The organism is Moorena sp. (genome assembly GCF_982860115.1).
This window is the reverse complement of the sequence record NZ_CEYLVT010000046.1, coordinates 19655-39581: the sequence shown is the minus strand read 5'-3', so window position 1 is coordinate 39581 and position 19927 is coordinate 19655. Positions and strand designations below refer to the sequence as shown.

General features: G+C 45.4%; 16 protein-coding genes. 6 read left to right on the top strand and 10 right to left on the bottom strand.

Annotated elements, in window-relative coordinates:
- Positions 1–148: 148 nt before the first annotated feature.
- The 4 genes from AC4II3_RS10680 to AC4II3_RS10665 form a co-directional block, all read right to left on the bottom strand.
- A complete protein-coding gene (locus AC4II3_RS10680) occupies positions 149–1957 on the bottom strand; it encodes a hypothetical protein (RefSeq protein WP_488029435.1) in 1809 nt (602 codons plus the stop codon).
- A 346-nt stretch (positions 1958–2303) separates the two neighbouring features.
- On the bottom strand, positions 2304–2942 hold the full coding sequence (locus tag AC4II3_RS10675) for a lysophospholipid acyltransferase family protein (protein WP_488010390.1): 639 nt from the start codon (positions 2940–2942) through the stop codon (positions 2304–2306).
- Between the two features lie 175 nt (positions 2943–3117).
- The gene (locus AC4II3_RS10670; protein WP_488010401.1) at positions 3118–4152 is read right to left on the bottom strand and encodes a ribonucleotide-diphosphate reductase subunit beta; all 1035 of its coding nucleotides are present in this window, start codon (positions 4150–4152) and stop codon (positions 3118–3120) included.
- A gap of 276 nt (positions 4153–4428) precedes the next feature.
- Positions 4429–6690: a ribonucleoside-diphosphate reductase subunit alpha gene (locus AC4II3_RS10665; protein ID WP_488010402.1), complete on the bottom strand. Its 2262-nt coding sequence runs from the start codon at positions 6688–6690 to the stop codon at positions 4429–4431.
- A 457-nt stretch (positions 6691–7147) separates the two neighbouring features.
- On the opposite strand from AC4II3_RS10665, the gene AC4II3_RS10660 reads away from it, so the two are divergent.
- A complete protein-coding gene (locus AC4II3_RS10660) occupies positions 7148–7531 on the top strand; it encodes a DUF4346 domain-containing protein (protein WP_293063742.1) in 384 nt (127 codons plus the stop codon).
- On the opposite strand, the gene AC4II3_RS10655 is transcribed toward AC4II3_RS10660, so the two are convergent.
- The 3 genes from AC4II3_RS10655 to AC4II3_RS10645 form a co-directional block, all read right to left on the bottom strand.
- The gene (locus AC4II3_RS10655; protein WP_488010391.1) at positions 7503–8237 is read right to left on the bottom strand and encodes a glycerophosphodiester phosphodiesterase; all 735 of its coding nucleotides are present in this window, start codon (positions 8235–8237) and stop codon (positions 7503–7505) included. The genes AC4II3_RS10660 and AC4II3_RS10655 overlap by 29 nt on opposite strands.
- Positions 8238–8485: 248 nt before the next feature.
- Positions 8486–9943 (bottom strand): S8 family serine peptidase, encoded by a 1458-nt coding sequence (locus tag AC4II3_RS10650; protein WP_488010392.1) that lies wholly within the window; start codon positions 9941–9943, stop codon positions 8486–8488.
- A 318-nt stretch (positions 9944–10261) separates the two neighbouring features.
- A complete protein-coding gene (locus AC4II3_RS10645) occupies positions 10262–10573 on the bottom strand; it encodes a hypothetical protein (RefSeq protein ID WP_488010393.1) in 312 nt (103 codons plus the stop codon).
- 540 nt (positions 10574–11113) lie between these two features.
- Between AC4II3_RS10645 and AC4II3_RS10640 the strand changes: the two genes are divergently transcribed.
- The gene (locus AC4II3_RS10640; RefSeq protein ID WP_488010394.1) at positions 11114–11848 is read left to right on the top strand and encodes an SP85-like N-terminal domain-containing protein; all 735 of its coding nucleotides are present in this window, start codon (positions 11114–11116) and stop codon (positions 11846–11848) included.
- A gap of 255 nt (positions 11849–12103) precedes the next feature.
- On the opposite strand, the gene AC4II3_RS10635 is transcribed toward AC4II3_RS10640, so the two are convergent.
- A complete protein-coding gene (locus tag AC4II3_RS10635; RefSeq protein WP_488010395.1) occupies positions 12104–12652 on the bottom strand; it encodes a helix-hairpin-helix domain-containing protein in 549 nt (182 codons plus the stop codon).
- 5 nt (positions 12653–12657) lie between these two features.
- The gene (locus AC4II3_RS10630) at positions 12658–13053 is read right to left on the bottom strand and encodes an NINE protein (RefSeq protein WP_488010403.1); all 396 of its coding nucleotides are present in this window, start codon (positions 13051–13053) and stop codon (positions 12658–12660) included.
- Positions 13054–13422: 369 nt separating this feature from the next.
- On the opposite strand from AC4II3_RS10630, the gene AC4II3_RS10625 reads away from it, so the two are divergent.
- Positions 13423–13746: a DUF1825 family protein gene (locus tag AC4II3_RS10625; RefSeq protein ID WP_070394592.1), complete on the top strand. Its 324-nt coding sequence runs from the start codon at positions 13423–13425 to the stop codon at positions 13744–13746.
- Between the two features lie 141 nt (positions 13747–13887).
- Here AC4II3_RS10625 and AC4II3_RS10620 read toward each other — a convergent pair whose 3' ends face one another.
- Positions 13888–15822: a transglycosylase domain-containing protein gene (locus AC4II3_RS10620; protein ID WP_488010396.1), complete on the bottom strand. Its 1935-nt coding sequence runs from the start codon at positions 15820–15822 to the stop codon at positions 13888–13890.
- Between the two features lie 612 nt (positions 15823–16434).
- Between AC4II3_RS10620 and tyrS the strand changes: the two genes are divergently transcribed.
- From tyrS to AC4II3_RS10605, 3 genes are all read left to right on the top strand, one after another.
- Positions 16435–17667, top strand: a complete 1233-nt coding sequence (gene tyrS, locus AC4II3_RS10615; RefSeq protein WP_488010397.1) for a tyrosine--tRNA ligase — start codon at positions 16435–16437, stop codon at positions 17665–17667.
- Positions 17668–18007: 340 nt separating this feature from the next.
- On the top strand, positions 18008–18730 hold the full coding sequence (gene pyrF, locus AC4II3_RS10610; protein WP_488010398.1) for an orotidine-5'-phosphate decarboxylase: 723 nt from the start codon (positions 18008–18010) through the stop codon (positions 18728–18730).
- Positions 18723–19670 carry a hypothetical protein gene (locus AC4II3_RS10605; RefSeq protein WP_488010399.1) on the top strand — a complete coding sequence of 316 codons (948 nt, stop codon included), beginning with the start codon at positions 18723–18725 and terminating at the stop codon, positions 19668–19670. Before pyrF ends, AC4II3_RS10605 begins: the two co-directional genes overlap by 8 nt.
- Positions 19671–19927: the final 257 nt, after the last annotated feature.

Genomic DNA, 19927 nt, shown 5'->3' with positions numbered 1-19927 from the left:
CTGATAGCTGATAGCTGATAGCTGATAGCTGATAGCTGATAGCTGATAGCTAATACCTGATAGCTAATACCTGATAGCTAATACCTGATAGCTAATACCTGATAGCTGATAGCTAATACCTGATAGCTGATAGCTGATAGCTGAATACTTACCTTAAATCACTCTGGGGAAGTAACAAGCTAAATTCATTCAGGTTACTAATTGTTGGCCAGGATTGAAACTGCTCCCGGTGCTTGACACTTGATTCCATCAGTTGAGCTAACTGCTCCCTAGGAGAAAGTGTGTTTAATTCATCCAAATAAGCCTGAATTTGCTCTTGGACAAAAGATTTCCACTGATTATCAGGTAGTTCCCATGTTTGCAAAAACTGTTGTTCCGCAGTGCATTGGTCAAAGTTAGTAGGATCGCAGGGAGGCTGGTTAGCAGCAGCAACTCTAACTTTCTCGGCAAAATCATTGGGTACACTACTAATCCCATTGATGATTGTGCCTGTTGTGACTTGCTCAGCGTACTGCTGCAAGCTAGACCGCTTTTCGGAAAAAACAGGGTTTTTGAAGTCCACCATCAAGACAGCAGCAATGAATTTATCTGTCAAAATCTTGGCACTTCGCATCCGTGTGAGCATGTAGAGGTCTTCTGCAGCAGGAACTGGCACAAAGAAAGAAAAGTAGCTAGAGCCATCCTCTTCGTACAGTGGAGAATCATCCGGTTTGGTGAAGTCAGATTGAACCAGTTGGAAATGATGGGTATTTAGGTAATTGTCATACTCTTGTCGCTCGAAGGTAATCAGCGGGATATTGTAGTTAAGACCTAAGCTGGTCTTGAGGGCTGAATCCCAAACAAAAAAGTCATTGGGAATACCATTAACAGGACGGTTGGCTGGGCTAGTATTGGCTCCGTTGCTTTCAATATTCGTTGAGGCCAAATTGATGGTAGTGTTGGTGGTCAGATGACGTAGCATCTGGTTGACGTCCGTTAAGTTAATAACTCCTGCTTGTCTTTTGTAGCGATCGCGCAACCAATTGTTATGGTAGTTAATGAAACCACTGCGAATTACCTGCTCAAGCACCTCGGCTCCTTGCAAGTTCTGAAAGAATGTTTCTTGGGTCACCCTTAACGGCACTACTAGGGGTGAGATTGGCCCCCGCTGAGAATGCCAATTGTTCCAGGGTGGAGCAAGTTCTTTCATAATCACCACACCATTATGGTGACAATCAAAACAGCCCACTCCCATAGTCGGTTGTGCCCGCGCCATCCCAGAATCCCCAGCCCAAGTCCAAACTTTGGTAGATGTACCTGGTTGTTCACCTACCTGTTCCCGCAATTCATAGAAGTTGTATTTTTTGGCTTGTGCATCCCAGGAAATTACTTGCAAAAAGCTAGAGTTGCCACCGGCAGCTGTACTCACAAGAATATCGGCATTACTGGTGCGACTCGTTCCCCAAGTAAGAACATAACGAAGGTTACGGGGTTCTTCACGGGATACAAAGGTCGTCGGGATTTGACTGCCTTCTCCAAGCAAGTAGTTGGCTGATTCCAAGTTCAGTTGGGAGTCTGCAATAGCAGCAGCTAGAGCATCTACATTCTCTGGAAATGTTCCTTTGCTGAGAATTCCAGTAGCAAATGGATCCTTGAGCATCTGCTCAATTTCATCATCTGTCATTGGTTGAAGGCAGCTATCTATACCCTCAACAAAACGATAAATTTGGTCAGGAATTACGGCAGTGCAGTTAGGAACAGACACAGCCGAAAAGATTTCTCTGTCAGGACTACTCCCAAACTTGGGGTGAGTAGCCTTACGATAACTTCGCAACTGGAAATTACCTGTAGAAAATTGCACGTAGGGAGCCGCAATAGCCTGATTTTGCAATATATCAGCCAGCACCCATGAACTACCTAACAGAAATACCAGTAAAACGGCAAAAATACCCAATTTTGCTAAGTCTACTTTAGGCATTATCCTTTTTAATCTCTTTTTAAACTCCTCGGGATTCTATCCCTGGGAGTTTTGTTTCATACACATGAGTTGATCATACAAGCAGGCTCATTCAAGGGAATGCCAGGACTAGACCAGCCCAAAAAAATTGTCTCCTGGGTTGACTGCATGAAATCTTCCTTGTTAGTTGTGATCGTGAATTTCTATGAATTTAGAAATTCACGATCACAGATTGAACTGTTAACTACCATTGTTCCAAAGCTCTCTGGAATTTCACAGTACCCGCGAGGGTACTCTTGCTCCCTATTCCGAAGTTCCCTGTTCCCGACTCCCGATTCCCGACTCCCGATTCCCGATTCCCAAATAATCAACGTCCCAAATCATGGAGGGCATTAATCGCTGCAGCACACTGTTGGGTCACAGCTTGCAATTCGTCTCTGTTACTAGAGCTAGGAGGAGCAATCAGCTTACCAATGCGCACGGTTAAAGGTACAGACCGTGGCATCAAGGAACCTTTTTTTACAATTGCTTGACTTCCCCACAAGGTAACCGGTAGCAGTGGGGCTTGGGCTTGGGCAGCAATCCAGGCCGCACCAAGCTTGGGGTTATGAATGCGAGCATCCCGTGTCCGGGTGCCATCCAAATACAGACCAACCGCCCAGCCATTGTCGAGGCAATCGAGAGCAGAACGCAGGGCACTCCGGTCTGCTGAGCCTCGCTTAACCGGGTAAGCACCATACAATTCAATCGCCTGTTTCAGAACTGGGACACGAAACAATTCTTCCTTGGCCATAAAGGCTACTGGACGTCCCACACAATTAGATAAAATCGGTGGGTCAAAGTCACTAGCATGGTTACTCACCACCACCAGGGGTCCCGAGGTTGGTACATGTTTAGCACCATAAATACGACCCCGGAAATAGGTATGGATTAAGGGGCTAACCACTGACCACTTCAAGGCGTGATACAGCAGCAGACTGGGAAATGGTTCGCGGCTTCTAGTCACAGAGAATCGATTGGTGGATTTGGATGGTTTGGTTTCTAGTTTACTGCTTTGGGGGAAGGGAACAGGTAACAGGGAACAGGGAATAGGGAAAAAATCCTGTGTACCTTACTCCCGACTCCCGACTCCCGATTCCCGATTCCCGACTCCCGACTCCCGACTCCCGATTCCCTATTCCCTAAATTTCATCCCAACCACTGACCCCAGAAGACATTACATAACTAGTTACGCTAGCTTCAAAGAAGTTGGCTTTAGTATGAGCATCTTTTTTAGTATCAGAAAAACGCTCTAAGTGGCTGTAGGGACTCTTTTTATAGTTTTCGCCCTTGTAAAGGGGTTCTAATCCAATAGAACGTAACCTGATATTGGCGAGATACTTGGTGTAGTGTTCAGTACTCTGTTCGGTAATCCCTAAAATATCGTTACCAACAATATGATTAGTCCAGCGACATTCATGCTCCACGGCTGTGGCAAACATTTCATAAATTTGGTCCCTGGAATAGGGAAATACGTCCATGGCCATAGGGATTAACTTTTGATAAAGCCGGACATGACTCAGTTCATCTCGATTAATCATTTTAAAAATGTCCGCTGAGCCTGGCATCAGCATCCTAGAGGCGAGATTGTAGAAGTAAATGAAGCCATTATAGAAGTACATTCCTTCTAATAAAAAGTCAGCCAGTAAGGAAACAAAATAGTTTTCTGGGGTGGGATTATCAACATACCGTTGATAGAAACTGGCGACAAATTCGCATCTATCCCTGAGCACTGTATCAGTGCGCCAAAATTCATAGACTCTACTTCTATGTTCAGTAGGGATAACGGTTTCTATGATATATTGATAACTTTGATTGTGCATCCCTTCCTGAGAGATTTGTTCCGCCATACACAGACTAACTTCTGGGGCAGTAATGCTACTTTTGATGTGAGGAATATTGCAGGTTTGAACAGAATCCAAAAAGGTTAAATAGGAGAGAATTCCATCATAAGCATAACGTTCTGCTGGCGTTAAATTGGAGTAGTCTGTTACGTCTTGAGTTAGGTCTAGTTTCTGGGGAATCCAGAAGTTTTCCCGCATCTGTTGATACAACCCAATTGCCCAAGCATAACGGACATCATTGAGTTGCATCAAGTTAGTGGTGTTACCAAACCAAATTGAACGGTGTTCAGTTTTATCATCCCCATCTGGATTAAAGATAGGGTTAATTGGCATTGTAGTTAGCATTTTTAGAGGGAGTAGGGAGTAGGGAATCGGGAATCGGGAATCGGGAATCGGGAATCGGGAATCGGGAACAGGGAGTGTGGGGAGCAAGAGCTATCAGCTATCAGCTATCAGCGATTAGCGCTACGCGCACGCTACGCGAACAGCTATCAGCTGATGTTTCACAGGCTGGAAGCCTGTTCCACAAAGCTGACCACTGACCGCTGACCACTGACCGCTGACTGCTGACCGATCCTTCACAGGCTGGAAGCCTGTTCCACAGAATCACTAATTAGCGCAAGCGATACAACTGTTATCTAATTCTTTGAAGTTGTCACGCTGGACGGTTCGGATATAATACACGGCTTTACATCCTAATTCCCAAGCCATGACTAGGGTTTCATAGATGTCTTTGGCTTTGAGGGTGCGTTCAGGTTCCTCTGGGAAATAGACTCCTTGGTTTAAGTTAAATAACAATTCCATGGAAATCCCAGTATCAATCCATTGCTGGATCGTGGCGACTGCTTGAACAACTTTTTTCTGATCAAAGTTTTTGTTTTCGTGGTAGAACCAAAAATTGTCTTTAATAAAGGGTGGGGCAATGGGTACAGTGCCTTTTGCCCATTTGTCATAGAAGAATTTGCTGTGAACTGGTAAGACACTAGCGGTACATCCTTGTACTAGGGATGAGGATGTATTGGGTGCGATCGCAGTAATATGAGAATTGCGAATCCCAAATTTTTGAATATCCTGAGATAGGGCTATCCAACGCTCTTGATGCTGGGAATTTTCTACAAACCATTCCACTGGTTTAGCGCCAATTAGCTTACCTTTACTCCACTCACTGCCATCGAAAGCAGCATAAGCACCACGTTCGATAGCCAGTTCCATAGATGCATGGGTGCAGTAGTAGCCAATATCCTCAAATAAGTTACTAATTTCCTTGAGGTTGTTATAGGTTAGCCACCGTTTCGCTAACCAATCCGCTAATCCCATACACCCTACTCCGATGGTGCGGTATTTGTGATTGTGCCTATGGGCTGCTTCAAAAGGAGGAGTGGTTAAATCAATCGTGTTATCGAGGATCCGCACTGCTAGACGACAGATATTGGGCAATTCAGTTTCCTCAATATTGGCGAGATTAATTGAGTCCAAATTGCAACAGTGAGCAGCATTGCCAATTTCGACATTAGAGAAACTTTCGGTACAAAGATTTACCGCTGGGATGTAGCCTTCGTGTTGATTAGGATTAGCGCGGTTAATGGTATCCTTGAACGCCAAGTAAGGCATTCCGGTCTCTACTTGCGATCGCATAATCGTCTTGAAGAGTTCCCGAGCATTAACCGTTTTGTAGAGAGTCAGGGTTTCGCCGATGGCTGCTTCAATGGTTTGATAGGCGCTTTCAAACTCCTCTGCCCAAAGTTCCGATAGCTCAATCCCTAGCTTAATCCGTACTTCATAGGGATCGATTAATGTCCAGTCTTCTTTATTAACCACCCGACGCATAAACTCATCGGGAATCACCAATTGGGGAAAGATATCATAAGCCTTGCGCCGGGGATCGCCATTTTCCGCTTGCATCTCCAGAAACTCTGGCACATCGATATGCCACACATCCACACTAACGGTGACTGCCCCTGCCCGACGGCCTCCTTGATTAACTGCGATCGCAGTATCGTTAAGCAGTTTAATCCAAGGAATTACCCCTCCGGAAGCATTGGCTTTGCCCATCACCCAGCTACCCGTTGAGCGAATCCGGCTGACATTGACCCCAACACCACCACCGTTTTTGGAGATTCTGGCGGTATCAGTAATTCCTTCAAAGATGCTTTCCAGGTTGTCATCAATGCTAGTGATAAAACAGGAAGACAGAGACCCCTTAGGAATTCTGAGATTAGCCAGGATCGGGGTAGCTAGAGATATTTTCCGTTGTGCGATCGCTTCATAAAATCGCCTTGCCCAACTTAGTCTATCTTCCGGGACTTCCACTGACCCTAGCAGCAGAGCACAAGTTAAAAATGCCTCTTGGGGCAACTCATCCGCCAGGAGATACCGACGAGTTAGCAGTACAGCCCCTGCATAATCATAATCCGTGTCCCAATCCGGATTAATCCAAGAACCTGCTTCGTTTAGCTCCTCAGTCGTATAGGTTAAGATACTGGGGTCATATTGACCAGACTCTACTTTAGAGCGAACAGTTCTAGGGTAGTCACCGTACTCATAACCACGGTTTACCAGGGTATCTTTCCAGAGACTCCAGATCTGCAGTCGTCCTGCTACATAGCGCCAGTCAGGCTGATCAGGACTACACATTTCCAGGGCACAGTTGATCAAGTTATCCTGAATCTCTCTGGTAGTAACACCGTCACGTAAGCGGGTAGTGAGTCCGGCTTCTAGAGTGATCGGATTGACATCCTTGCCAGCACAAGCCCACTCAACAACACCACGAATTTTGGAAATATCAAGGGCAGCGAGAGAACCATCCCGTTTGATCACCTTAATCTTCCCTTGATTTTGATTTATGGTTGTTGCCGATAGGGTTTGTTGCATTTTCACTGGTTAGGCAGAATATTAGATTTAACACACCATGACTTGCTAACCCCAAGGTACAACACTACCACTAGGGTTAACTATTGAATTCCCAAGCTCTACTATACTAAATCTGGAGTGATTTGGGTTATAGTTTTTGCCGACAGGATTTGTGGCCTTTTCACTCGTTGCTCAGAATCTTAGATATAATACACCATGGCTGGCTAACCCCAAGGTACAACACTACCACTAGGGTTAACTATTAAATTCCCAAGCTCTACTATACTAAATCTAGAGTAAGTATGGCTGTTAAATTTATCAACTTTTTTGAGTAAGTGACCAAGTAACTCCCCACACCTCCAACATCTGCCGCGCCCCGCTCTGTTTCCCTGTTATCCTCATCTCTGACCTTGTATAATTGTTCTGTTAGAGTTATGATAGTGGAATTTGCCATCAGCTTTAGCCCTTGACCGTTCCCATGATGATCACTGCCCAAAACATTACTGCTATTGATGAAAAGCTCTCCCAACGCTTTATTGAACTCGATCCAGAGGGCTACTTTATTATTTACATAGACCGAGATGCAAGTCTGATCTGTGCCGAACACTACAGTAACAAAATTAATGATAAAGGGTTAGCAGTTGATCCAGAAACCGGAGAACCATTTCCGTGCGATGTTAAATTAAACCGTACTCCCACCGCTATTTTCAAAGGTAGGACAGCCAAGGAACTAGGCATGAAAATTACCGAAGAAACTAAACCCTGTCCTTTAAGTCGCTTCGATCACGCCCTTTACCTAGGACGAGAATTTGTCAGAGCCGAGATAGCGATGATCAATGGCGAAGAGTACATTCAAGATTAGTCAATAGCTTGCGAGCTAAGTCCGGTTTGTCTGTAATTATACCATGTACCCGATTATCATTTAGAAACTCTCCAATCATTTTTTGATCATTTACAGTCCAAGCAAAAACCGGTTTGCCCTGTTTAGCAGCAATTTTCAATAAACCAAATTTTAAGGTTTCCCACTGTAGTGCTAGTATATCCGGTGTAAGTCGGATCAGTTTTTGAAACACCCAAATCCCGAAAAGCCTGAGTAATATAATCAGAAAATTATTATTGTTTTGGCTTAATAGCAATCCCGTTTTTACCTCAGGATGCTTAGATTTTATCGATCTTAATGATGAAATATTAAATGATAAAATAACAAACTCATCTATCTTGATATATCCCATTACTAAGGCCATGACTTTTTCTTCATAGCCTTTTTCTTTGAGCTCAACCGCTAGTTGAATTTTGTTACGAGTCAGTATTAAAACTTCCTCAACCGTAGGAACTCTAAACCCTTGCTGACCAGCAATACGATTTATTTCAACAAAGCTTAACTGACTGATAGCTTGATTAGCTATCATAGCATCATGATGGGAAATCAATACCCCATCTTTAGTTATTCTTACATCAAATTCGATAAAGTCAGCCCCAAGTTCAATCGCTTTTTCATAGGCTTCAATAGTATTCTCTTTGGCACAATTAGAAGCGCCACGATGGGCGATTATCCTATTGGTCAGCATATCTAACAAAGGGAACAGGGAACAGGGAATAGGGAACAGGGAGCAGGGGAAGAGAGGGAAAGATGGGCAGATGGGATGTATGGGAGTGTAGTGATATTCCTGACTCCCAATTCCTGACTCCCGATTCCCGACTCCCGACTCCCGACTCCCGACTCCCGACTCCCGACTTCTGACTTCTGACTTCTGACTTCCCGACTCCCTATTCCCTCAAATCAAAACTATAGCTCACCTATTTGAGAAGCGCTATATCATCGAGGTGCTGGCAAGTCATAAACATTGCGAATGGTCACGGAGCGAGCTAACTTATAGGCGGCATAGGAATCCACCAAACCGGCTCCAGTTGCTCCATCGTGTCCTTCTCCTGCTGGTTGACCATGGGCGCTCTTGCCCAGCTTAACATCTCGCGCTGATGCCCGCAGAATCTGCTTAATCAGAGATGGAGACAGACCAGGTTGCGCCTGCTTAAGCAAGGCACAAACACCAGCTACTTGGGGAGAAGCAGCACTAGTACCGCTGATCACGGCCCAGCCATCATCAGTAGCCGTTTCGTCCTGATTCGGATACTTACCGCCGCCCAAGCCTTGGTCAATTTCGTCCCCTGGTTCAACGGGCAACATGATATAAGCAGCGCTGGGTCGCATTCCCACCAGTCCACACACATCAGGTACGTGGCGTCCTGGATAAATCTGGCTATCAAAGCTACTGGCGTAGTCGGAAGCTTCTAAGCGAAAGTCATTGCCCTCAACAGTATCGTGGGCATAGACTCCACCCACAGAAATCACTTCCGGCATCTGACCAGGAAATCCGTAGTGTCCGTTACCAGCAGAGAAACAGACAGTAATACCACGCTCTTTGACTGCTTCAATAACTGCTGCTTCTAGGGGCTTAAGGTAATTCGGTAGAGGCCCTTCTGGAATACTGAAGCCCCAGCTGTTGTTCATCACCGCTGGATGTAAATCCGATGCCATCTTAAACGCCAGGGTGGGGTTACTCCCCATTTTGACACCAATAAAGTCAATATCCGGTGCATTGGAAAAAATATTTGCTGCTTCAGCGGTGCCATGACCATTCTCATCCCGCTCAACGTTTTGAGCATCTGGTGCCAGGGTTGCCTGGTAGTTGTAGCCATGCCACTCGTAAAAGGGATGCTTGTAGAATCCAGTGTCTACCATTGCTACTAAAACGCCCTTACCGGTTACCCCGACTTTGTGGACAGGGGTCGAGCGACATACCATAGCTACATCGGAGGGAACATTAAGGTGATGATAACCAACCCGTGGAGGCAGTGGCGACTCAAATAAAATCGGTGGACGTTGGGGATAAGCTCGCTCTATCAATCCAGATAGCTCTTGGGGAATGGTAAAGGGAGCACCAGCAACATGGCGCAAGAAGGTCACTTCTCCCAGTTCAGGATGACCCTCGCTAATCAGTTGGCTGTCCCGTTCAACTCGGGTGCTAAAGACCCGTTCCCAAAGTTCCCGTGGTCCATCAGCACTAATAGAAAAGGTTCCGATTTGCTCGACTCGAAAGCCAAGGGATTGTAAAACATTTGCAGCTTGAATGCCCCGTCCAGGGGGTGGAGCGAATTGCTGAAGATTCTCCGGTTGGAGGTAGGTGTCAGTGGCGAACATAGACTGGCCACTTTCTGATGAGAGAATGGCTTCAAAGGAAACTCGCTCAACTCCCGTCTGTAGTTGTTGTATCATAAGCTTTTTAGTTAAATCCTAGTTAGACAGCGGTTGATGACTATCCCTGTCGTTGTTAATCAAGAAACCAAGTTGCTTTACGCCTTTGGTTTACTTCTTTAGTTTGGTATCTCTGATCACATATTGACGTCACCCTTGTGGGTACTTGTGTTTTTTTTGGTTTTCGTTTATTATATTAATCGAAATTTTTGACTATTGAAGATTTGACTATAGAACAGTAAAGGCACAATACAGCACAAGCACAACCCGATCGTGCCTCTAGCCTGGAGAATGTTCGGATTATCGTTAACTGGATTGGCCGTTGGCCACCCTAAGCGATCAGAAAAATTCTGGGGGTTCTACAAACATCACCCCAGTTACCAAGGTTTGTAGTTGCTCAGGAATTTGCAGATTGTCAACCACAGCTCTGGCATAAGTAACGTCACTGCCATCTATTTCCTGGATCAGAGTTTTCCGCTGTGGTTGGAAGGAAACATTGAAGGTTGATTCCCACAGGGATTGCGGAGCTTGTACACTGATAGTCGGTCCAATGTGCAGGATCCGAAACCCAAGCTGTTGTAGAGCTAAAGCAGTTTGTCTAGAGTGGTTGGGGGATGACTCAATTTCTGCTGAGATCGTGTTTTCCGGCATAGCACGCCTCCGATGGAAAGTCTGGCGTCGGGGATTTTTGGGTAGGGGCGACCCATTGGGGGAAGTAATTGGGGTAATTAATTAATTGGGGCAATTAATGAATGGATAAAACCCTAGGTTTTATGTCTTGTTGCTTCCCCCTCCCATAGGACAACCTAGAGTCTCCCTTAATTAAGGGCAATTTGTCAAGCTATACCAGGGTAAAAATGCACCGGCTATGCTCTGTAGATTAGCTCCAGGTCATGGAATCAAGTTTGGTGCCAGTTCAAAAGTCAGAGGATTTTTTGTTTGCTATTAATTTATACACAAAAAATACAAAAGTTATACGTTTTATACGTTAGCGCTAACGCGATCGCAATCATCAGATTTGCAGACTGTAAATATCAGTTAATTTACTGAAAGTGATTGTACTGACAGGTTAGGCTATGATTGGCCGTTGGCCACGCTACGCGACCGAGTTAGTCAAACAGTTAGTAAACAAATTAGTTACAGACTACAGTCAATTCATTAATTTATTAAAACAACTAGGGCTTCTATAACATGAACATAACTAAATTTGTAAGCAGTGGATTAGTTTTAGGGTGTATAGTTTTGGGATCAGTAGGACAAGCCCAAGCAGCTAATCTCATCAAGTCCTGGAAAGCCGATGAAGCTCATAGCAACCCAGACACAATTTGGTCAGGACACTCTTTCTGGTTACCTAAGTTGGAATCAGGGAGATTTCTATTTGATCCTAACGGTACCTTTAATGAATACGATAATGGGACTGCTAATTTGTTGGGTACCATCGTTTCCGAATTAGATGATACTAAAAAATGGGAGGTTGATATTTGGTTCGACCGCACAACAGATCCTAAGGTAAAACCCAAAAAGGAACTACCGAGGTTTAATTATGTAGAAAATGGGGGTACCATCGATACTAGTACTTGGTACTACTATAACATGGATGAAGATCGCGCTACCTTAACTGGCGTAGATTTCTACGATGGTAAAGAACTGAATCTTTACCAAATGCCTAAAAGTGGTAAACACGCCTTCCAGGTTGGGCTTGGAGCTAATGGCAAAAACACTAACTTTGGTATGTCTGGCTGGCTAGGTGCTACGGGTTCTTATAATTTTGATAAGGCTGATATTAATGTTGATCTAACTCCTGGTCCTAACGATCCTTCCAATTCTAAACCTGTTCCTGAACCCATGACCATGGGCTTGTTCAGCCTAGGCTTACTGGGATTAAGTGTGACATCATTAAAGCGCAAGTCTAAGGAATTGATATGACCTAGTAATTTTAAAGCTTACCGGATTTTTTCGTCGGCATAACTGATTCAACCACTTCTGTGTAGGAACTAGACTATTCTCTCGTAGTCTGTTCCTTTTTTATGTTTTGTGGTTAGCATTGAGCTATCAGCTGTCAGTTGTCAGTTGTTAGTTGTCAGTTGTCAGTTGTCAGTTGTGACTTGCCCACTGACAAGTTTCTAGTTTTAAGTAGTAAACTGGATAGGTTTTCAAACTAGTAAGCTCAAACTATTAATCTCAAAAGATTAAATAGTACATTAACTCAGATGTCAGCTGAGGATTAAGCTCAAGGCGTCGTTGAAGGTCAGCTAAATTACGGTATGGGCCACCATCAAAGCGATTTTGCAGGATCGCTCTAGCTAAAAACAAGTCCACTGCTGGAATTTTCGTCAACTGTTCTAGAGATGCGGTGTTAGGGTTGACTAGCTCAGGGGTAACTAAACTCTCAGGATCGTAGTAACAAAACCTCAAAATTGGTTGTAACGGTGTCAGACGTTGTACGGACCAACCTAGGGCAGCTGCCAAATCTTCTAAGCAGCAAAATTGCACACCACTGCTGCTCAGTTCAAAAAGCGTCCGCGCCTGATGGATAGATATCCCTGGCAATCTCAGCCAATCATCCACACCAGCTTGATTTACATCAATGGTGAGCCCCAATTTAGCAGCTACAGCAATTTCTTCTGTAGATTTTAGCCGATAGTAGGGGTCACGCTTTAGCCTCTGCTGAATTGATTGCTGATTTGGGGTTTGTCGAGTCTTGGGTGATAGCCAATCAAAAATTGCCATTAAACTCAAGCAATTAGGTCAAGTAATTGACGACGTTTTTGTTCAAATTCATACTCAGACACTAGTCCCTCCTGACGTAGGCTGTCTAGCTGTCTTAGGGCATCAGCAATTTCCCCTACCTTAGCTGGGTCAATACCAGCTGATGAATTCTCTGAGGAAGATACTGTAGACTCAATACCGAGGTTAAAATTGAGGTCAAACTGATCTTGACTTTGTAGTAAATACCACACCCCCTCTATAGCACTGGCAATTCGAGGAATAGGTGTCCAACACAGGAGTAAGTACATTACTCCCCAAAAGGGTTGTCCGAGATAAAATTTGTGTAATCCACAAACGGGGATCACTACCCCACTCAATGCCAGTAGGGAAGCGACTTTGCGGCTTTTTGGCTTGCTCAACATACTTGCTTTGACCCGTGTTGAATAGCTTGGTGGAGATCCAAAAACTGTCAATCCTATGTTCCTATAATAATTACTTATCTCGGACTGGAAAGTTAGAGGTTACAGATTATAGGTTGGCAGGTTAGACCGTTGTCCCTTGTAGCGTGGCTAATAGGCCAAGGTTAACCGGTTGAAAGTTGGCAGGTTGTCCCTTGTAGCTTGGCCAAAGGCCAAGGTTGTCCCTTGTAGCTTGGCCAAAGGCCACGCTACAAGGGACAACCTTCAACGGACTAATACGGAAAACCGAATTTTGTCCAGGTTTAACGCTACATTAAAATGTGACTAGAAGCGGCGATTGAGTACAACCAAACCGGTTGACAGGTAAGAGCAATGGGTTTTTTTGATTCGGAAATTGTCCAAAAAGAGGCAAAACAGCTGTTTGAAGATTACCAAGACCTGATTAAATTGGGCAACGACTATGGCAAATTTGACCGTGAAGGCAAAAAGATTTTCATCGATCAGATGGAACAGATGATGGAGCGCTATCGCATTTTTATGAAGCGCTTCGAGTTATCCGATGACTTCATGGCTCAGATGACCATAGAGCAGCTCAATACTCAGTTAGGTCAGTTTGGGATCACCCCTCAGCAGATGTTTGACCAGATGAACATGACATTGGAGCGGATGAAGTCAGACGTAGAGAAGCAATCGTAGTAGGTTAGCCTTTGGTGGAGGTGGGGATACATCGACATCCCCCAAGACAGCTGATAACTGAGGGTTTTAGGCTGAATGCCCATAGTGCGTCAGTAGGGAGCCGCCAATCATGACGGCTGATATCCCTAATTTATCTAGAATTTATTTAGATCGAGGACGCTTAAATTTTGAGGGTCGAGGGAAGTATCTCGCTGGCTCCCTCCGCAAAGCCTGAATCATAAAACTCCGCCAGATCGGTGCGGCATAGCCACCACCTGTTACCCCTCGTCCAAGGGGTCGGTTGTTGTCTCGACCAATCCAAACTGCGGTAGCCATCTGGGGTACATATCCCACAAACCATACATCTCGCTCTGAAGAGGTTGTTCCCGTTTTCCCTGCCGCCTGACGCCCGATGTGGGCAGATTTTCCGGTACCTCCGTTAATGACACCGGTTAGGGTATGGTTAAGGGAAGAAACCGCCCATTGATCTAGCACCAGCTTAGGCTTAGGGGTATTATCTAGGAGCACATTGCCTTTACTATCGGTCACTCGGACAATTAAAGTAGTGTCAGAGTGCCAGCCATTATTGGCAAAGGTAGCATAGGCTCCTGCCATTTCCAATGGTGTTACCCCAACTGACCCTAGGGGTAAGGATAGCACTGGTTGCATGGGACTCTTAATCCCAAGGGTCTTAACCACATCAACGACTTTATCCAGTCCCACTCTCCTGCCAATCTTCACCGCTGGCACATTGCTCGATTGAACAATTGCGGTGCGAATGCTCATGGCACCAGAGTAGCCACCACCATAGTTTTTGGGTCTGTAATAGCCTCTACCATCTCGATAACGAACGGGGGTATCGTAAACAGTGGAATGGGGGGAATATTTACCTGTGGAAAAGGCAGTATAGTAAACAAATGGCTTAAAGGATGACCCAGGCTGACGTCGAGCTTGAGTAGCACGGTTGAATTTGCTCTTTTCATAGCTGTATCCCCCGACTATCGCTTTCACAAAATGGGTACGGGGGTCAACGGCGGCTAATGCCACCTGATTATCGTAAAGTCCACGGCGACGCAGGGTGTAATGAGCACGATTAACGGTCTTTTCTGCCATCTTTTGGAAGTTGTAGTCAACCGTGGTCTGAACTCGCATTCCGCCCTTGGTGACCGCCTCCTGACCAAATCGCTCTTTTAACTCCACCACAGCAGCTTCTGTGACGAAAGGCAATTTACTGGTTGTCCAGGAAGTACTTTTGCCAATTAACAGGGGCTGTTCCTTGGCTTCTTTTTCTTGGGCTGCTGTAATCCATCCCAAATCCCGCATCCGCTTTAAGACAACCGCTTGTCGCTCTTTAGCTTTAGAGTAGTTGGTGAAGGGACTGTATTCTTCTGGGGACTGGATTAGCCCTGCCAACATCGCTGACTCCCCTAAGGATAGCTCAGACGCTGGCTTAACAAAGTAGCTGCGGGCAGCTGTTTCAATGCCATAGTTATTGTGACCCCAATAAATTTGATTGAGGTACAATTCCATAATCTCGTCTTTAGAGAAGATTTGCTCAACTCGGATAGCGAGTACAGCTTCAGTAATTTTGCGGCTAAAGGTGCGTTGCCGAGTCAGAAACAGGTTTTTCACCAACTGCATGGTGATCGTAGAACCCCCCTCTACTACTGTCCCCTGCCTCCAGTTGGCTAAGAAAGCACGACCGACGCTATTGGGGTTAACCCCATAGTGCATAAAGAAGCGACTGTCTTCTATAGCTAGTACAGCTCGCTTGAGTTGAGGGTTGATTTGGCCGAATTCGATCACTTCTCGATTCGCTTCCCCATGAAGGCTAACTAGGGGTCTACCCTTGACATCGTAAATGTAAGTTGTTTCTGTCGGTGTGTAGTTCCGGAGCATGCGCACATCTGGCAGGTTACGGAAGCTAGTCGCTAAGCCCACAAGTCCACCAGCTACAATCGAGCTAGCTAACATGGTAACCCCGAGGATAGTCCCTCCAGTTACCTGAGCCACCCCTTGCACAAACTGCAATACTTGTGAAGGCTTTTTTTTCCGATTTTTCCGATCTTGTGGTTGTGGAATAGTGCTAGATGACACGGTAATTTCATTTCCTTACTAAAGAACAGACATGTAAGCTAGGGGCTGTGCTTGGGGTGTTTTTTTTACTTTCTCTAAGTATCTTTCTATAAGACAATTCCAAAGATTGGTGGGCAGAGCAGGATGACTTACAAGTCTTGAGCATCGAATTTCTTAATAATGCCAGGAGGTTATGGATAAGTGTCAAGCCCTATAAGTAAGCTTCAACTTCAGCTTCAACTACTGTAGCGATAAATAATTTTTGAATTAAAGCTAATTCTAGCCAATTCATACCCTTTTGTATTCTACGACGGTCATTTCCCGTCTTGATGCAGTCCCTGTGGCAGATGCATCCACCGATTGAACCCTCAAGAGGCTAAAGCGTGGGGGATTTAATAGCTATGTTACAAGCGATGCAGCGCCTTCATGCGGGGGTTTCCCCCACTCGCGCTTTGCATCAAGAAGAGTGGGCTTAAGGGGCATGTCGTAAGGGTTGTCAACGGCCTTTTGTATAATAGTTAGCGGCATTTAGACATGGTTTTGGCAAGTGTCGGTCTAGCTGCTTAGAATTTGTAAACGATCCTTAAAATAAATCTAACTAACCTACTTAATTCCCAACCATAGTCCCAACCGATGTCAAATTTTGAAATTCCCCTTTCTAACGAGCTAGCTTGGCTAGACAGAGGTACCAGTGAAATTTTTCCCCTACAACCGGATTCTCAGGACCCGAGTGAAAATCTAGCTATTCGGCTCAAGCAAGCTGAGCGTCCCTTACGGATCAAGTTAGGTATAGACCCAACCGGTGCCGATCTCCACTTAGGTCATAGTATCCCAGTCAGAAAGTTACGGGCATTCCAAGATGCTGGTCATACCGCTGTCTTAATTATTGGTGACTTTACCGCTAGAATAGGTGACCCTACTGGGAAGTCTGAGGTGCGTCGCCAGTTGACACCAGCTCAGGTCAAGGAAAATGCTGAAACTTATCTGTCACAGGTGCGCCCTATTCTAGATTTTGATACCCCAGGACGGCTAGAAATTCGCTATAACTCTGAGTGGCTTAACCAGTTGGATTTGTCTGAGATTATTGACTTGTTAGCCACTATGACCGTAGGGCAAATGCTGGCGAAGGAAGGGTTTGCTGAACGCTATCAACAACAAAATCCTATTTTCCTCCATGAGTTTCTCTACCCCTTGATGCAGGGCTATGATTCTGTGGCAGTGAAGGCTGATGTGGAGTTAGGGGGAACTGACCAAAAGTTTAATATTGCCTTGGGACGGGATTTACAACGGCATTTTGGGCAATCTCCCCAGTTCGGCTTACTGTTGCCAATTTTGATTGGGACGGATGGGATACAGAAAATGTCTAAGTCTTTGGGGAATTATGTTGGCTTGTCAGATGATCCCCTAACCATGTACTCAAAGCTGGAGGGGACACCAGATCATCTATTGAAGCAATATTTTGAGCTGTTGACTAATGTGCTATTGGACCAGCTTCCAGAAAAGCCACGGGAGCAGCAAAAGCAATTGGCTCTGACTATTGTGACCCAATATCACGGTGAAGCAGCAGCAAAAGAAGCTCAGCAGGCAGCACTAAACTTAGTAAAGGGTAGCACTACTGGTACGGGGGATTCTGTCCCAGAATTTTCATTGTCTTCTGTGGAGTTTCCCGCTAAGTTGTTCTATATCCTTAAAGAATCAGGTTTGTGCCAAAGTAGTGGCGAAGGAAGGCGACAGATTCAAGGGGGAGGTGTTAAGTTGGATGGCGATCGCATTTCAGCGGTTGACCAGACCTTTGATTCCCCTGATCAATTGGTGGGAAAGGTTTTGCAGGTGGGGAAAAAGAAGTTTTCCCGGTTAGTTGATTGAAGGTATCAATGAAGGTTAGAAGGTTAGAAGGTTGTCCCTTGTAGCGTGGCCAATAGGCCAAGGTTAGGAGGTTAGGAGGTTGTAGGTTGTTCGCGAAGCGTGGCCAAAGGCCAAGGTTGTCCCTTGTAGCTTGGCCAATAGGCCAAGGCTAGGAGGTTGAAAGTTAAAGGTTAGGAGGTTAAAAGGTTAAAAGGTAAGGATTAGCTGATAGCTGTTCGCGCAGCGTGCGCTTCGCGCATAGGCTGTTCGCGTAGCCTGCGCTTCGCGCATAGGCTGTTCGCGTAGCCTGCGCTTCGCGCATAGGCTTACGTTAAAAAGTATCGGTTAAAAGGTTAGAACATTGAAGGTTGAAGATCGGATTATTGTTCCTTTGGATGTGCCGAGCAAAGAAGATGCGATCGCATTAGTGGAACAGTTGCCTGAGGTTAGCTTTTGGAAAGTAGGGCTGGAACTGTTTGTGAGCACTGGTCCTGAGATTATTCATGCTCTCAAACATCGGCAAAAGCGGATATTTCTGGATCTTAAATTTCACGATATCCCCAATACGGTAGCTGGAGCAACAAGGGTTGCAGCCGCCTATGGTGTTGACTTAATCACCATTCATGCTGTTGCTGGTCGCAATAGTCTTAAGCGAGCGGCTGAAGCGGCGGTTGAGGGAGCGTTGACAGCGGGATGTCCCCCCCCAAAGTTAATTGGCATTACTCTACTCACCAGTCTCAATTCCCGGGATTTGGCCTTTGACCTAAAAATTCCGATCGAGTTGCCTGAATATGTTTTACAAATGGCACTACTCGCTCAAGAGTCAGGTTTGAATGGGGCAGTGTGCTCCCCCATGGAAGTATCACAGCTAAGACAAGTGTGTGGTGATGATTTTCTCTTGGTTTGTCCAGGAGTACGCCCCCAATGGTCCCAAAAAGGTGATCAACGAAGGACAATGACCCCAGTAGCTGCTCTACAAGCCGGTGCAGATTACCTAGTCATAGGGCGACCAATTACCGCTGCTGACGACCCAGTCGCTGCCTGGAATAGGATTTGTGAGGAATTAGCTGGTACTAGTGTATAGCTTTCAGCTGAGGGGATTACTTATAATTGCTTACTTGGGATTACAGATTAATGGGTTGAACCTTAACAAGTTGAACCTGGAAGGTTTCCCAGAACAGTTTCAACTACACTTCTTTCAGAAAAGGGAACAGCGGATCTGGGAACAGGGAACAGTGGACAAGAATTCACGAAAAGCGATGCAGTCGGCCAAAGGGGGTTCCCACGGGGCTTACAAGGTGCGGACGCAGGTTCCGCTGTTAAAGCTACCCTACTCGAACGCCAAAGGCGAAAAACCTACTAACTTTCAACCTACTAACTTTCAACCTACTAACTTTCAACCTACTAACTTTCAAGCTGCCAACCTTGGCCTTGCGGCCACGCTACGCGAACAATCTACTAACCTCCAACCTCCCAACCTTAACCCTTCAAGGTTCTTCCAACCTGCCAACCTTGAACCTTCACCCGATCCAACCTGTTCGGTAGAGGTGGAAACATTAACCTCCCTATTGCTTAAGGATTTACCTAGCTATGCCAATCGAGTGATTCAGAGGGCGCGGCGCTCAGACTCCACTGTGGACAACTTCAGTTATGTAATCGTGGCAGGAAAGCCAGAGTTTGAACCTCTGCCCCTTAAGTCGTTTCAATCGACCACCGAACCTAACCCAACGGATAGCGAAGCACTTCAACAAATCTTTCTAACTACCCTAGAGCGCAAGTATTTCAAGGATAAAGCTGTAGAGCTTCAGAATTATCACTGGCTATTTTTAACCAAAAGCTCTGATGGTTGGCGCTTAGTGATGATTTTTTCCCGTATTGGTTCTGTTTCAGAAGGGAAACTTCCCACACCGCCACGGGAAAGTACTAATGGTGTTATTGGTCAAGCGGTTAAGACTTGGCTGCGGGATTGTCGTGCTGGGACAATTCGAGGCTTTGAACAGAATCCCGTCAATTCCGATCCTTAAGATGGCTAAGCATTCAGCAGTCAGTGGTCAGCGGTCAGTGGTCAGCGGTCAGTGGTCAGCGGTCAGTGGTCAGCCGTGAGCCTTAGGCTCACGCTGCGCGAACAGCTTATTTTATTCAAAAGCACCGATTGCGCATCAGCTGATAGCTGATAGCTGATAGCTGATAGCTGATAACTGATAACTGATAGCTTACGTTTAGAAAGATTTAATAATTTAGCAATTTTAAAGGAATTATTGATATTGATGTGAATCAAAAA

Bases quoted from the DNA above. Each gene is read 5' to 3' on its own strand.
- AC4II3_RS10645 (WP_488010393.1), bottom strand. From the start codon at position 10,573: ATGCCGGAAAACACGATCTCAGCAGAAATTGAGTCATCCCCCAACCAC.
- AC4II3_RS10640 (WP_488010394.1), top strand. From the start codon at position 11,114: ATGAACATAACTAAATTTGTAAGCAGTGGATTAGTTTTAGGGTGTATA.
- AC4II3_RS10655 (WP_488010391.1), bottom strand. From the start codon at position 8,237: ATGCTGACCAATAGGATAATCGCCCATCGTGGCGCTTCTAATTGTGCC.
- tyrS (WP_488010397.1), top strand. From the start codon at position 16,435: ATGTCAAATTTTGAAATTCCCCTTTCTAACGAGCTAGCTTGGCTAGAC.
- AC4II3_RS10670 (WP_488010401.1), bottom strand. From the start codon at position 4,152: ATGCCAATTAACCCTATCTTTAATCCAGATGGGGATGATAAAACTGAA.
- AC4II3_RS10650 (WP_488010392.1), bottom strand. From the start codon at position 9,943: ATGATACAACAACTACAGACGGGAGTTGAGCGAGTTTCCTTTGAAGCC.
- AC4II3_RS10630 (WP_488010403.1), bottom strand. From the start codon at position 13,053: ATGTTGAGCAAGCCAAAAAGCCGCAAAGTCGCTTCCCTACTGGCATTG.
- AC4II3_RS10665 (WP_488010402.1), bottom strand. From the start codon at position 6,690: ATGCAACAAACCCTATCGGCAACAACCATAAATCAAAATCAAGGGAAG.
- AC4II3_RS10625 (WP_070394592.1), top strand. From the start codon at position 13,423: ATGGGTTTTTTTGATTCGGAAATTGTCCAAAAAGAGGCAAAACAGCTG.
- AC4II3_RS10635 (WP_488010395.1), bottom strand. From the start codon at position 12,652: ATGGCAATTTTTGATTGGCTATCACCCAAGACTCGACAAACCCCAAAT.
- AC4II3_RS10680 (WP_488029435.1), bottom strand. From the start codon at position 1,957: ATGCCTAAAGTAGACTTAGCAAAATTGGGTATTTTTGCCGTTTTACTG.
- AC4II3_RS10660 (WP_293063742.1), top strand. From the start codon at position 7,148: ATGATGATCACTGCCCAAAACATTACTGCTATTGATGAAAAGCTCTCC.